Raw genomic sequence first — 13,720 nt, 5'->3', positions numbered from 1 at the left:
CCACGCAGCGGGTCGTCGGCCCGGTGCCCACGCCCGTCGCGAACTCCTGCCGGCCGTCCGGGCGTGCGCGCGGACGCGCCTCGACGACCAGCCACCCCAGGGTGGTGCGCCGGCCCACCGCGCGCAGCGCGGAGAACCCTGACTCCTCCCGGAACTGCGGCCCGGTCCAGCGCCGGCAGGTCGTCGACCGGGTCCGCTCCCGAGCACCGCTCGAAGCCGCACCACCTCCTCGACGCGCCCTCGTGCCGAGGGCGCCGGCTCCCTCGCCGGGACGACCCGCGGATCGGAGCACGGGTGGACGACGGCCGTGCCGCGCGGCGACAGGATCACCGGGTGATCGTCACCGCCGGTTCCGCGGTCGCCGTCGTGGGCGCCGCCGCCTGCCTCGTGCTGGCCCTCCTCACGGTCCCGACCCGGCGCCCGCCGCGCGGACCGGCCCTGGCGGCGGTCGCGTCGCTGGTCCTGGGCGCCGTGGTGGCGTGCGGGCCGGCGGGTCCGCGCTGGCAGCTGCTGCCGGTCGTCCTCGGCGGTGCCCTGGCCACCCTCGTGGTGCGGCTGGGCCGGCGGCGGGCACCGTCGGTGGTCGTGGCGCTGGCGGCGGCGCTCGCCATCGCCGCCGGGACCGGAGCCGTCTGGGCCTTCCCGCCGCTGCGCCTGCCGGTCCCCACCGGCCCGCACCCCGTCGGGACGACGGAACTGCAGTGGCAGGGCCCGACGCTGCGGGGGCAGCACACGATCGTGGCGCAGGTCTGGTACCCCGCGGCGTCGGCCGCTGGGGGCGCGGGACGGTACGCGGGCCGCGACGGCGCCGAGGCCCGCGAGGTCACCGGCGCGCTGGCCCGGACGTTCGGGGCGCCGCGGTTCCTCCTGCACGACGTCGAGGTCGCCCGCGCCCGGGCCGTGCCGGAGGCCGCCGTGGCGCCGGGCGGGTTCCCGGTGGTGCTCTTCTCCCCCGGCGACGTCAGCGTCCGCCGGCAGAACACGGCGTGGGCCACGGAACTGGCCGCCCACGGGTACGTGGTCGTCGCCCTCGACCACCCGTTCGACTCCGCCGTGCAGGTCGCCGCCGACGGCGTCGCCACCGGCTCGCTGGTGCGGAGTTCCGGCGACGACGCGCAGGACCAGGCGCAGGCCGACGAGCAGGTCCGCGTCCGCGCCCGCCAGTTCGGTTCCGCCCTGGACGAACTGGCCCGACGCCACGGCGGCGGGGGGCTGCTCGCCGGGCACCTGGACCTGACGCGCGTCGCCGCGACGGGCCACTCCCTCGGCGGGGCGACGGCGCTGCGGGCCGCCGCCGACGACCCGCGCGTCGACGCCGCGATCGACCTCGACGGCCTCCCCCGGACGCGGGCCCGGCCCACCGTCCCGGTCATGGTGCTCGTGGCCGGTCGCGGGACGCAGAACACCGCGAACGACCGGCGGTACGCCGCGGCGGTGCGCGACGCGGTGGCGGAGTCCCCCGACGCCCGCGTCGTGACCGTCGACGGCGCCTCGCACCTGACGTTCACCGACGCCCCGCTGTTCCTGCCGCCACTGCCCGCGCTGGTGGGCACCCTGGGGCGGGCCGGTGCCGTGCACGCCACCACGGAGCCGACGCTGGAGTTCCTGCACGAGGCGCTGGGGTGAGCCTGTTCCGGGCGCCGCCGCGCGAGTAGCGTGCCCGGACATGGCCTTCGACGTGGCGGGGCACTACGACCGGTTCATGGGGCGGTTCTCGGCCCCGCTGGCGCACCTGACGGTGGAACGGCTGGCGCCGGCGCCGGGGACGCGCGTCCTCGACGTCGGGTGCGGGCCGGGGGCCTTGACGAGCGAGCTCGTAGCCCGTCTCGGTGCGGGCGCGGTCGCGGCGGTCGACCCGTCGCCGGGGTTCGTCGCCGCGGCCGCGACGCGGCTGCCGGGCGTCGACGTCCGCCAGGCCGGTGCGCAGGCGCTGCCCTTCGCCGACGGCGAGTTCGACCTGGTCCTGGCCCAGCTCGTCGTCGCGTTCGTGCCCGACCCCGTCGCCGGTCTGCGCGAGATGGCCCGGGTGGGTGGCCGGGTGGCCGCCTCGTTCTGGGACTTCGGCGGGCAGCGCAGCCCGCTGGAGCTGTTCTGGCGCGCCGTGCGCGACCTCGACCCGTCCCACCCCGGCGAGGCCGGCTGGGCCGGCGGCACGCGCGGGGACCTCGCCCGGATGTTCCGGGCCGCGGGGCTCGCCCCCGTCGTCGACGACGAGCTGACCGTGTCGGCCGCCTACTCGGGGTTCGAGGAGTGGTGGCGGACGTACGAGCTGGGGATCGGGCCGGTCGGTGACTTCGTCGCTGCGCTGGACGCCGAGCAGCGGGAGGCGCTGCGCCACCGGTGCGCCGAGCTCGTGCCCGCGGACGGCTTCGAGGTCGAGGCCACGGCCTGGTTCGTCGTCTCCTCTTGACGGTCCGCCCCGTCGGGGTCTGTACTTGTCGCAGTCGTTGATTGCGAGGTTGCTCAAGTGCAAGATCACCTCAGCGCCACGTTCGCTGCCCTGGCCGACCCGACCCGCCGGGCCCTGCTGGCCCACCTGCGGCACGGGGAGGCGACCGTCAACGAACTCGCGGCTCCGCACGAGCTGACGCTGCCGGCCATCTCCCGGCACCTGAAGGTCCTCGAGCAGGCCGGTCTGGTCGTCAAGACGCGACAGGCGCAGTGGCGGCCGTGCCGGCTCGTCGCCGACCCGTTGCGCGAGGTCGACACCTGGATGGACGACTACCGCCGGTTCTTCGCGGACCGGTTCGACCGGCTCGCCGAGCACCTCTCCGAGGAACCCGCCGAGAACCCCAGCGATCGATCGCCGAAGGAGACGACGTGACCACGCAGAACTCCACCCAGAACTCCACCCAGAACCCCACCCGGACCCCCGCGCCCACGGCCCGCAGCATCGAGCTCGTGCGCGAGTACCCGGTCGAACCGCAGCGCGTGTTCGCCGCCTGGACCGACCCCGAGCAGCTCGAGTGGTTCTCCGGACTGCCTGCGGCGCAGTCCGAACCCACCGTCGACCTGCGCCCGGGGGGTTTCTGGCGGCTCACCCTGCAGGAGGGACCCGACGGCCGCCGCTACGCCACGGGTGGGCTGTACCGCCTCGTCGAACCCCCGCACCGCCTGGAGTTCCACTGGGGCGCCCCCGGCGGGTGGCCCGACCTGGACCCGGACGACCTCGACGCCGTCCCGCTGGTCTCGCTGCGCTTCGAGCCCACCACCTCCGCGACCGGGTCAGGGACGCGCATGACGGCCACCCTCGCCCTGTCCGACCGGCTCGACGAGGCCCAGGTCGAGCACTGGTTCAGCCTGGGCATCCGCGAGGGCTGGACGATGACGGTCGACCGCCTCGCGCCGCAGTGACAGCACGTCCCGGGCGAAGGAGAACACGAGCGACGCCAGCGCCAGGGCCAGGGCCGTCGTGGCCAGGGGCAGCGGGACGAGCGGGGTCAGGGCCAGCAGGAGCGCGACGGCCTGGACGACGGCGATGACCTTGCGCGAGAACCGCGGCCGGGGACTGCGCTGCAACCACGCCCACCGCAGACCCGCGGCCACGTAGGCGTAGCGCATGAGGCCGATGGCCAGCACCCACGGGCCCTGGCTGCGGGCGGCGACCAGGGACAGCACGAGGATCAGCGCCGCGTCGACCTCCATGTCCAGTCGGGCGCCGGCCGCGGTCGCGGTACCCGTGCGGCGCGCGACGTAGCCGTCGAGCCCGTCGAGGAGCAGGGCGGGCAGGGCCAGGCCCACCAGCCACCACGGCCGGGGCCCGAGGAGCCCGCCCAGGGACATCACCGCCACGGTGGCGCACCCCCCGACCAGGACCGTGCGGGCCAGGGTCACCCGGTCGGCCGGCCCGGACCAGCGGTCGCGCCGGGACGCCACGGCGACCGCGGCGCAGGCCACCAGGCCCACGCCCGCGATCGCCGCGGCCCCCTGCGCCAGCGCCAGGCCGGCGTAGGAGGCCAGCGCCACGCAGACGAGGACCGACACACCCAGCGCGACCCCGGCGTCGCGCACGCTCCTGCCCATGCCCGCCCAACGAGCGGGGTGGGCCTGCGGTTCACCGCGCGGCCCAGAACTCCTGGTGCGAGCGGGTCAGCCAGGCGTCGACCCAGGCCCGGTCGGCCTGCTCGGGCAGGTCGGCGACCTCCACGGCCGCGGCCAGGTCGGCCTCCAGTTCGGCGATCCAGGCCTCGACGTGGCGCCGGTCCCACTCCCCCCGCCGGACCTGGCGCAGCTCGGCGAGCTCGGGGGCCGGGACGGGCAGCGTGACCCGCCCGCTGCGCAGCAGCTCCAGACCCTGCAGGCCCAGCCGCAGGGCGTGGGTGGCCCGCTTGGCGTCGTAGGCCGCGCCCCCGTCGCGCGAGGCGGCCCGGGCCCGGGTGCGGCGCGCGGCGAACGCGTCGCGCTGGGAGCGCAGGTACCCCAGGAACCGCCGGCCGGCCGTGCGGCTGGCGAACCGCTCGGCCTGCGCCCGCAGTTCCCGCCCCGCGGCGGTGACCCGCACCACCTCGGTGTCGGGGACCCACAGGGGCAGCAGGACCGTCGGGTTCCCCGCGACGGCCAGCCGGGCCCACTTGCGGGCGCTGTAGACCACGACGTCGAGGTCGCCGGGGCCGGACGGTTCGGCCAGCCCCCGCGACCGCGACCACGCGGTGTGCAGCTCGTACTGCTCGAACGCGATCTCCCGCCCGCCGGGGGTGCGGACCCGGGCCAGGCCGGTGACGAACTCGACCGGTTCCAGGCACAACCCGAGCTCGTCGCGGTCGTCCTGCCCGTCGATCGCCGTGCCGTGGACCCCGCTGCCGACCTGGGTCAGCAGGACGGTGCCGGCCTCGGCCAGTCGTCGCGCGTCCTCACCGGCGTGGGGGTGTCTGATCACCCAGTGAGGGTAGGTCGCCGAAGCGGCCGGGCGCCAACGGGTTTCACAACCGCGACAGGCGTTCCAGCAGCAGGCCGGCGAAGTCGCCGGGGATCTCCAGCGCGACCCGGGTGCCGCCGGGGTAGGCGGTCGGGAAACCCTGGTACAGGTCGCGCAGGTCCGCGATCGTCTGCCCCCGGCCCGGGCCGTCGGTGTGGTCGACGACGACGGGAACCGTCGGGGCGAGAGCCGGCTCGACGTCCCCGGTGGCGACGGCGGCGGCCAGCGGGTCGTGCAGCACGGCGCAGGGGCGGCCGAAGCGCTGGGCGTAGAACCCGTAGTAGAACTCCAGCATCTGCGCGATGGCCGTCGCCCCGGGGGTTCCGACGGCCAGCAGCGCCTGCCGGTGCGACTCCTCGAAGACGTGCCGCATCGTGACGTCCAGGCCGATCATCGTCAGCCGGAAACCCGCGGTGAACACCCGGTGCGCGGCGACGGGGTCGTTGGCGACGTTCGCCTCGGCCAGGGCCGAGACGTTCCCCGGGGCCATCGCGGCCCCGCCCATCACGGTGAACTCCGCGACGAGCTCGGGCAGGCGCGGTTCGAGGTCGAGGGCCAGGGCGACGTTCGTGAACGGCCCGATGGCCAGCAGCCGCAGCCGCCCGGTGTGCGCGTGGGCCGCCTCGACGATGGCCTGCGCACCGGACAGGCCCGTCGGCTCGGCCGCCGCGCGCGGCAGCCGCACCTCGCCGATGCCGTTGACGCCGTGGACCTCGGGGGCGCCCCCGGAGTACGGGTGGTCGAGGAAGTCGTGCGCGCCGACGCTGACGGGGACGTCGGGCCGGCCCAGCAGGGCCAGCAGGTCCAGGGTGTTGCGGGCCCCGCCGGCGGCGTCGAGGTTCCCGCTGACGGTCGAGACGCCGACCAGGTCGACCCCCGGGGAGGCGACGAGCCAGCCGATGGCCATGGCGTCGTCGATGCCGGTGTCGCAGTCGAGGAAGAACGGGGCCGGGTCGATCGGGGAGTCGGTCACGCCACCATCGTAGGGACCGGGCTCAGCGACCGTCCCAGCCCTCCTGGGGGGTGCGGCAGGTCTCCCGGAAGACGTAGTCGGAGATCGCGCGCCGTTGCGAACTCGTCCAGTCGATGACCGGCCGGCGCGCGGTGGGCGGCACGTACCCGATGCGGTAGACCGCCATCAGCTCCAGGTCGTCGGGGACGGCGAGCAGCCGCACGATCTGCTCCCAGGCGCCGGGGACCTCCATGGGGAAGCTGATGAACTGGATGCCCAGGCCCAGCTCGGTCGTCGTCAGCCACACGTTCTCCATCGCCGCCCCCATGGAGAACAGGGAGTAGAACGACGACAACTGCCCGGGACGGTACTCGGCCCGGTCGAGCATGACGCCCATCAGCAAGGGCGACCCCGCGACCAGTTCGCGGTTCTGCCGGCCCAGCGTGCGGGGCACGCGCAGCAGGTTCATCGCGAACTGCCCGCGACGGGTGAACACGCTGCGGCTGAAGGGACGCAGCGGGGCGGGCAGCTTGTCGAACAGCATCCCGGTCCCGGTGCGGGCCATCTCCTCGGCCGAGAACCGGAAGTAGCGCTTGTAGCGCTCGAAGAACGTGCCGTTGCCCATGGCCGTCGTCATCGACGCGCCGCTGATCCGGGCGACCTGCTCGATGGTCTCGCGCGACTCGACCAGGACGAAGCGCCACGGCTGGCTGTTCAGCTGCGAGGGGGCGCGGCCGGCGACCTCGACCAGGGTGCGCTGGTGCTCGGGGCTGACCGGGTCGGGCAGGAACGCGCCGTTGGTGGTGCGCCGGGCGGCGATCGCGTCGCGCAGTTCCATCACGCCGCCCGCAGGGCCAGGACGTAGGCGGGCGCCGCGGTGGCCGCCAGCACCGGGTGCCAGCGCGAGCGGGCCGGCAGCGCGGGGATGGCCAGCAGCGGGGCGGCCACGGGCAGCAGCCGCCGGAACGCCGCGGGCCGGCGGCGCAGCAGGTCCACCCCGGCCAGGGCGGTCAGCGACCCCGTGGCGACGTAGACGGCGTGGTGCACCCAGCGCCAGCCCGAGCTGTCCACCAGGTGCAGGGCGACCGCCGCCCCCAGGGTGCAGTTCGCGGCGTAGCTCGCGGTGGCGGCGACCAGCAGCGGGGAGTCCACGCGGTCAGTGGACCACGGGCGGCCACGGCGGGTCGGGACGGGGTGCGCCGGGGGTCAGGCCGCCTCGCGGATGGCCAGCAGCACCTGCCCGACGAGCTCGGCCGGGACGTCGACCAGGCCGTGGTCGAAGCGGGCGTGGCCGCTGACCTGGGCCAGGATGGCGTCGCTGTCGGGTGCTTCGAAGGTGCGTGAGCAGCCGGCCACGACGTCGCCGCAGGTGAACTTCTTCACGGTGGTGCTCCTGTCCGGGTCCCGTTGCTCGAGAAGGGTGCTTCCCCCGCCCTCACACCGTCCTCGGGCCGCCCCGGGGGGCACCTGAGCCCCCGGGGGGGCATCGCACCCGGACGGCGCAACGCCCACCCCCGGACGGCGGAGGCGGGCGTCGCGCAGGTCGGCCGGTGTCAGTGCCGGGCGTCGGTGGTGGTGTCGGTGCCGACGTCGGTGGTGGTGTCGGTGCCGACGTCGGTGGTGGTGTCGGTGCCGACGTCGGTGGTGGTGTCGGTGCCGACGTCGGTGGTGGCGTCGGTCCCGGTCCCGGGCTCCACCTCGGCCGGCGGCGCCGGCCGGCGCAGGCTCAGCACGATCGCCAGCGTGAGGGAGACCACGATGACGCTGAGGCTGATCCAGGTCGGGATGTGCGGGATCGTGGGGCTGATGACCTCGTGGCCGGCCTGGAAGAACAGCTTCACGCCGATGAAGGCGAGGATGAAGGCCAGCGCCTTGGACAGCAGGTGGAAGCGCTCGAGCAGACCCGACAGCAGGAAGAACAGCGACCGCAGCCCCAGGATGGCGAAGGCGTTGGAGGAGTAGACGATGAAGGCCTCGTCGGAGACGGCCAGGACGGCCGGGACGCTGTCGACGGCGAAGATGAGGTCGGCGGCCTCGATGGCGGCCACCACCGCCAGCAGCGGCGTGCCGTAGCGCTTGCCCGCTTCCTTGATGAAGAACTTCTGGCCGTGGTACTCGTCCTTGAGCGGGACGATCTTCTTCAGCATCCGGACGCCGATGTTGGTGCTCGGGTCCATGTCCTCGTCGTCGTCCTTGAGCATCTTCCACGCCGACCACAGCAGGACCGCGCCGAAGGCGAAGAGGATGACGGTGAAGCGCTCGACGACGGCGACGCCGACGCCGAGGAAGATGCCGCGGAAGATCAGCGCGCCGAAGACGCCGAAGAACAGGACGCGGTGCTGGTACTCGCGGGGCACCTTGAAGTACCCGAAGATCAGCGCGAAGACGAAGAGGTTGTCGACGGACAGGCTCTTCTCCAGCAGCCAGGCCGTCGTGTAGGCGGTCCCGGCCTCGGCGCCGTAGGCCCAGAAGACGATGCCCCCGAAGACCAGGGCGATGGCGACCCAGACGGCGCTCCAGATCGCGGCTTCCTTGAACTTGATGACGTGCGCGCCGCGGTGGGCCAGCAGGTCGATCGCCAGCATGACGACGATGACTGCGCCGAGCCCCACCCAGGCCCACACCGGGACGTCGAGGTCCAGGTCCACTGCGTGCTCCCCAGGATCGAGGTGACCGGGACGGCGGTCGCCGCCCGGTCTCCATCGTGACTGCCGAGGGCACGCAACACCGGGTCGACAACAGGACGAGTTCTCCGCGCCTCCTTGCCGAACCTCGGCAATCAGCGGGTGGTGGTGTCCGGCCAGCCGAGGGCGCGGGCGGCCAAGACGGCGGCCTGGACGCCGAACCGCTGCTCGGGACGGGTGACGTCGACGCCGGTGAGGTCGCGCACCCGCGCCAGGCGGTAGGTGACGGCGCGCACGGACAGGTGCAGCCGGCGCGCGGCCTCGGTGGCGTTGCCGCCGGAGGCCAGGTAGGCCTCCAGGGTCCGCAGGACCGGCTCGGCGCCGCCGCGCACGTCCCGCAGACCGCCCAGGGTGGTCTCGACGAGGTCGGTGGCCACGGCCCGGTCGCGCAGCAGCACCTCGTAGACGAGCAGGTCGGCGGCGTCGGCCACGGGTCCGCCCCCGAGGCGGTCGCCCAGGGCCAGCGCTCCGCGCGCCTGCTCGTAGGAGCCCACGACTCCCCCGGCCCCGGCGGCCGGGCGCCCGACCCCCACGCGCCAGCCGGAGCGCCCGGGGGCGCCGAGCACGTCGCGCAGCCGGTCCAGCACCTCACCGACCGCGGCCCGGTCGGGGGCGGCGAAGACGACGACGAGGGCGCCGTCCTTGGTCGCCACCAGGGGGTCGGCGTCGGCCGAGGCGCCCTGCAGGCGGCGCTCGACCGCGGTCAGCTGGGCGGTGGCGTCGACGAAGGGGACGTCGGCGCGCACGACGGCCACGGCGTGCGGGCTCGTCAGCTCCAGGCCGTACCGGGGGGCGCGCCGCAGCAGGGCGCTGAGGTCGGCGGTGCCGGCCAGCAGGTCGTCGACGAACTCGCGCCGGTCGGACTCCTCCCGGCGGATCAGCTGCCGCCGGGCGAGCTGGTAGGCCTCGCTGAGGACGGCGACGGCGTCGTCGGTGGCGCGCAGCACGACCTCGCCGGCCGTGACGACACCCTCGGGGTCCTCGGCGGCCGCGACCACGGGGGGCAGGTGGCGCCACAGCCGCCAGGCGGCCGACAGGTACAGGTCCAGCAGGGCCCGCAGGGCCACCCCGGCCCCGGCGGCCCGTTCGCCGACCGCCCGGTAGCGGGCGATGCGGGCCGTGGACAGCCGGCGTCGCTGCAGGACGGCCTGCCACACGTCGTCGAGGAAGTCGCCGAGCAGGGCCGGGTCCAGGCCGCCGGCGTCGGCGGCCGCCGCGGCCGCCACCGCGGGCAGGGGGTCGGCGTCGGCGGGGGTGGTCGGGGGCACCGCCGGATGATGCCACCCGGGCGTCTGGAACGATGCAGAACGTGACGACGGATGAGCCGACCGCTATGTGACCCTGCTCACAATTACCCTCCACCCCTCCGTGGCGGTCCTCGAAGTGCCGAGGTTGCGGAGGGTAGGGTCCACCGACGGTGGCCCTCACAGGACCTCCACGCCGACGCGACACGCTCCCCCCGTCAGCACCGCACCGCCGATCCGGGCTCGCGCCCCCGACCGCACTGGACGTACACGACGTGCCTTCCCCCACGGCCCAGTCCTCCTCCCGCCGGAGCCCGCTGCGCGCAGCGGTGCTGTTCGCCGCGGCCGCGGCGAGCACCGGGTGCCTGGCCCTGGGCGCGGCGGTCCCGGCGTCCGCGGAACCGGCTGCGGCGGCCTCGACGCCGGGCTCGGCGGTCGGCACGACGGTGAACGCCGCGGTGAGCGCGGAGAACCCGCCCACCCAGGCCGAGCTCGACCGGGCCCGGGAGCAGGCCGCGGCCTCGGCCGCGAAGCTCGCGCAGGCCCAGGCCGACCTCGCCGCCGCCCAGTCGGCGCTGGACGCCCTGGCCGCCCAGGCCAACGCGGCGCTGGAGGCCTACCAGCAGGCCGTGGAGGCCAAGGACGCCGCCGTGACGGAGGAGGCCGCCCAGCGCGAGCGGCTGGCCCAGGCCGAGGCGACCCTGGCCGAGGGCAAGAAGGACCTGGGGCAGTGGGCCTCGCAGGCCTACCGCGGCGGCGGCTCGCTGTCGGAGTACTCCGGGCTCGTCTCCGTCCTCAAGGGCGGGGCGACCGACGACACCGCCAGCGCCATCGCCTCGGCCAAGCGGATCGGTGACGGCCGCAGCAACGCCGTGGAGGCCTACGAGGAGGCCCAGCGCGTGCAGGCCGACGCCACCGTCAAGGCGGCCGCGGCCGCCGAGGAGGCCCGCAAGCAGGCCGACCTGGCCACCGCCGCCAAGCAGCAGGCCGATGCCCTCGTCGCCCAGCAGCGCTCGCAGGTGCAGAACCTCGCCGTCCTGCAGGCCGCTGCGGCCGGCAACGCGGCCAGCACCGCCGACCACGCCGCCAACCTCGCCGCCGCCAAGGCCCAGGCCGACGCCGCGGCCGCCGCCTACGCCGCCTCGGCGGCCGCGGGCAGCATCACGGCCGTCGCCGGCGACTGCGACACGGGCATCAGCCTCGTCGGCTTCGCCAACGGCCTCATCCCCCGCAGCGCGCTGTGCCCGCTGACCAGCGCCCCCGGCCACGTCCTGCGCTCGGACGCCGCCAACGCCTTCACGGCCCTGAACCAGGCCTACGCGGCCCAGTTCGGCAAGAACATCTCGGTGACCGACTCCTACCGGACCCTGGCCGAGCAGATCGACGTCAAGGCCCGCAAGCCCGGACTGGCCGCCAAGCCCGGCACCAGCCGGCACGGCCTGGGCATCGCCGTCGACCTGGGCGACGGCATCCAGAACGCCGACTCGGCCCAGCACCAGTGGATGGACCGCAACGCGGCCCTGTACGGCTGGATCAACCCCGCCTGGGCGCAGAACCGCAGCGGCCAGTTCGAGCCGTGGCACTGGGAGTTCACGGGCTGATGGGCACCCGTCCGTGGTGACCCGGCCCCCGGCGCGCCACGCGTTCTGCGCCTGGGACGGGCCGATCGCCATGGCCCACCGCGGGTTCAGCGCCACCGACAAGCTGCGCGGCCTGGAGAACACGCTGCCCGCGTTCGCCGCGGCCACCGACCTCGGGTACGCGTACCTGGAGACGGACGTGCGGACCACCTCCGACGGGCACCTCGTGGCCTTCCACGACGAGCACCTCGACCGGGTCACCGACGGGCGCGGCGCCCTGTCCGACCTGCCGTGGGCCCGGGTGCGCCGGCTGCTCGTGGCCGGCCGCGAACCGGTCCCGGCCCTGGAGGACGTCCTCGGCTCCTTCCCCCGGGCCCGGTTCAACCTCGACGTCAAGACCGCGGCCGCGGTCGCCCACCTCGACGGGGTGCTGCGCCGCACGAACGCCCACGGCCGGGTCCTGGTCACCGCGTTCGCCCAGCGGCGCCGGCGCGCCGCGCTGTCCGCCGTCGGCGGGCGCGAGGCCACCTCGGCCAGCTCCCCCGGCACGGCCCTGGCCCTGGCCGGGACCCGGTTGCACGCGCCGCTGCTGGTGCGCGCCGCGCTGCGGGGGGTCGACGCCGTCCAGGTCCCCGTGCGCCACGGCGGTGTCGAGGTCGTCTCGGCCCGGTTCGTCGACGCCGTCCACCGCGCCGGCGCGCAGGTGCACGTGTGGACCGTTGACGACGCGGCGCAGATCGCCGCGCTGCTCGACCTCGGCGTGGACGGGATCATCACCGACCGCGCCGACGTCCTCAAGGCCGTCCTGACCTCGCGGGGCGAGTGGATCGGGTGAGATGGGTGCCGTGAGCACCCCCGCCCCGACGCCCGCCACGACGCCAGACCCGACGCTGCTGCGGGCCCGCCGCTCCTGGTACGTCTACGACTGGGCCAACTCCGCGTTCGTCACCACGACGCAGACCGTCCTGTTCGCCCCGTACCTGACCGTCGTCGCCCGCCGGGCCGCCTGCCCGCAGGGCACCGACGGCTGCACGAACACCCTCTCGGTCCTCGGCCTGCCGGTCGCGCCCGGCTCGGTGGCGCTGTACACGATCACCGTCGCCACCCTGCTGTCGGCGCTGCTGCTGCCGTTCGTCGGTGCCCTGGCCGACCGCACCCGCCACCGCCACCGCCTGCTGGGGGGCTTCGCGTGGACCGGGGCCGCCGCCGCGACCGCCATGGTCGCCGTCGGCGGGGACCGCTGGTGGCTGGGGGTCGTGCTGGCCCTGGTCGCCGTCGTCAGCCTCACCCTGTCCCTGGTCGTCAACGACGCCCTGCTCATCGACGTGTCCGGTCCCGCCGAACGCGACGCCGTCTCCTCACGCGGCTGGGCGGCCGGTTACCTCGGCGGGTTCGTGCTGCTGGCGGTCAACCTCCTGCTGGTCTCCACCCCGGGCACGTTCGGTCTCACCGAGGAGTGGTCGGTGCGCGTGTCCCTGGCCTCGGCGGGCCTGTGGTGGGGGCTGTTCACCGTCGTGCCCGTGCTGGGCCTGCGCCGGCTGCCCCCGCGACCGGTCCTGGACCTGGCTCCCGAGGCCGGGCACGGCCTCACCGCGCCCGTGCGTCAGCTCGCCCGGACGCTGAAGGGACTGCGGCACCACCCGCAGGTGCTGCGCTTCCTGCTGGCCTACCTGGTCTTCAACGACGGCATCCAGACCGTCGTGTCGGCCTCCAGCGTGTACGGCCAGGAGGAGCTGGGCTTCAGCTCCGCGCAGCTGCTGACGACCGTCCTGCTCGTGCAGGCCGTCGCCTTCCTCGGCGCGCTCGTCTTCGGCCGCCTCGCCGGCCGGTTCGGGGCCCAGCGCACGGTCCTGGGCGGGCTGGTGCTGTGGATCGTCGTGGTCCTGGGCGCCTTCGCGGTGCCCCGCGGCGCCTTCACGAGCTGGCTGGCCCTGGCCGTCCTCATCGGCCTGGTCCTGGGCGGGACGCAGGCGCTGTCCCGCTCGCTGTTCTCGCGCCTGGTGCCGGCCGGGGCCGAGGCGGAGTACTTCAGCCTGTACCAGGCCGGGGAACGCGGGACGAGCTGGCTGGGGACCCTGGTGTTCGGGCTCGTCGCGCAGCTGTGCGGCTCCTACCGCCCAGCGCTGGTGGCCCTGCTGGCCTTCTTCGTCGTGGGGGCGGTGCTGCTGGTCCGGGTCGACGTGGCCGCGGGGGTTCAGCAGGCACAGCGAGGGACCGATCCAGTACGCTGAGTAATCAATCAACCTCGCTGTGCACACGACCTCCACACACCGTGTCGGGTGTCGCGGAACAGCGGGGATCGTCACGGCGTTCAACCACCGAGTCCCCTCCACTCCTCCCGGAAC

The 13,720-nt window shown here is 75.1% G+C and carries 14 protein-coding genes and 1 pseudogene; 7 read left to right on the top strand and 8 right to left on the bottom strand.

The features are described 5' to 3' along the window. Nucleotides 1-333: 333 nt before the first annotated feature. From CLV37_RS01910 to CLV37_RS28340, 4 genes and pseudogenes are all read left to right on the top strand, one after another. Nucleotides 334-1,626 (top strand): alpha/beta hydrolase family protein, encoded by a 1,293-nt coding sequence (locus tag CLV37_RS01910; RefSeq protein ID WP_106206394.1) that lies wholly within the window; start codon nt 334-336, stop codon nt 1,624-1,626. A gap of 40 nt (nt 1,627-1,666) precedes the next feature. Continuing rightward, a complete protein-coding gene (locus CLV37_RS01905) occupies nt 1,667-2,410 on the top strand; it encodes a class I SAM-dependent methyltransferase (RefSeq protein WP_106206392.1) in 744 nt (247 codons plus the stop codon). Nucleotides 2,411-2,467: 57 nt separating this feature from the next. Next, nucleotides 2,468-2,824 carry an ArsR/SmtB family transcription factor gene (locus tag CLV37_RS01900; RefSeq protein WP_106206390.1) on the top strand — a complete coding sequence of 119 codons (357 nt, stop codon included), beginning with the start codon at nt 2,468-2,470 and terminating at the stop codon, nt 2,822-2,824. Then, nucleotides 2,821-3,285, top strand: a pseudogene (locus CLV37_RS28340) (SRPBCC family protein); the annotation flags it as partial. The gene CLV37_RS01900 and the pseudogene CLV37_RS28340, both read left to right, overlap by 4 nt. Here the strand turns inward: CLV37_RS28340 and CLV37_RS28940 are convergent. The 8 genes from CLV37_RS28940 to CLV37_RS01855 form a co-directional block, all read right to left on the bottom strand. Continuing rightward, on the bottom strand, nt 3,226-4,023 hold the full coding sequence (locus CLV37_RS28940; RefSeq protein ID WP_106206386.1) for a CDP-alcohol phosphatidyltransferase family protein: 798 nt from the start codon (nt 4,021-4,023) through the stop codon (nt 3,226-3,228). The pseudogene CLV37_RS28340 and the gene CLV37_RS28940 sit on opposite strands and share 60 nt — an antisense overlap. Before the next feature lie 31 nt (nt 4,024-4,054). Further along, a complete protein-coding gene (locus CLV37_RS01885) occupies nt 4,055-4,876 on the bottom strand; it encodes a DNA polymerase beta superfamily protein (protein WP_211298296.1) in 822 nt (273 codons plus the stop codon). 43 nt (nt 4,877-4,919) lie between these two features. After that, nucleotides 4,920-5,888 carry a nucleoside hydrolase gene (locus tag CLV37_RS01880; RefSeq protein WP_245885198.1) on the bottom strand — a complete coding sequence of 323 codons (969 nt, stop codon included), beginning with the start codon at nt 5,886-5,888 and terminating at the stop codon, nt 4,920-4,922. Between the two features lie 22 nt (nt 5,889-5,910). Continuing rightward, nucleotides 5,911-6,705 (bottom strand): nitroreductase family protein, encoded by a 795-nt coding sequence (locus CLV37_RS01875; RefSeq protein ID WP_106207350.1) that lies wholly within the window; start codon nt 6,703-6,705, stop codon nt 5,911-5,913. Continuing rightward, nucleotides 6,705-7,019 (bottom strand): hypothetical protein, encoded by a 315-nt coding sequence (locus tag CLV37_RS01870; RefSeq protein WP_106206384.1) that lies wholly within the window; start codon nt 7,017-7,019, stop codon nt 6,705-6,707. Before CLV37_RS01870 ends, CLV37_RS01875 begins: the two co-directional genes overlap by 1 nt. Before the next feature lie 54 nt (nt 7,020-7,073). Beyond that, nucleotides 7,074-7,250, bottom strand: a complete 177-nt coding sequence (locus tag CLV37_RS01865; protein ID WP_106206382.1) for a DUF1059 domain-containing protein — start codon at nt 7,248-7,250, stop codon at nt 7,074-7,076. 170 nt (nt 7,251-7,420) lie between these two features. Further along, nucleotides 7,421-8,452, bottom strand: coding sequence for a TerC family protein (locus CLV37_RS01860; RefSeq protein WP_342762220.1), 1,032 nt, complete (start codon nt 8,450-8,452; stop codon nt 7,421-7,423). 194 nt (nt 8,453-8,646) lie between these two features. Continuing rightward, nucleotides 8,647-9,819, bottom strand: coding sequence for a PucR family transcriptional regulator (locus tag CLV37_RS01855; protein ID WP_106206378.1), 1,173 nt, complete (start codon nt 9,817-9,819; stop codon nt 8,647-8,649). A gap of 251 nt (nt 9,820-10,070) precedes the next feature. Here CLV37_RS01855 and CLV37_RS01850 point away from each other — a divergent pair, with 251 nt between their 5' ends. From CLV37_RS01850 to CLV37_RS01840, 3 genes are read left to right on the top strand one after another with little or no spacing between them, the layout of a single operon-like run. After that, complete coding sequence (locus tag CLV37_RS01850) at nt 10,071-11,396, top strand: M15 family metallopeptidase (protein ID WP_146149255.1); 1,326 nt, start codon at nt 10,071-10,073, stop codon at nt 11,394-11,396. 16 nt (nt 11,397-11,412) lie between these two features. After that, entirely contained in the window at nt 11,413-12,210 is a 798-nt protein-coding gene (locus CLV37_RS01845; protein WP_245885197.1) for a glycerophosphodiester phosphodiesterase family protein, read from the top strand. Nucleotide 12,211: 1 nt separating this feature from the next. After that, nucleotides 12,212-13,606 (top strand): MFS transporter, encoded by a 1,395-nt coding sequence (locus CLV37_RS01840; protein WP_106206372.1) that lies wholly within the window; start codon nt 12,212-12,214, stop codon nt 13,604-13,606. Nucleotides 13,607-13,720 lie beyond the last annotated feature (114 nt).

The organism is Kineococcus rhizosphaerae, assembly GCF_003002055.1.
GTDB lineage: Bacteria > Actinomycetota > Actinomycetes > Actinomycetales > Kineococcaceae > Kineococcus > Kineococcus rhizosphaerae.
This window is presented reverse-complemented; position numbering and strand designations above follow the sequence as displayed.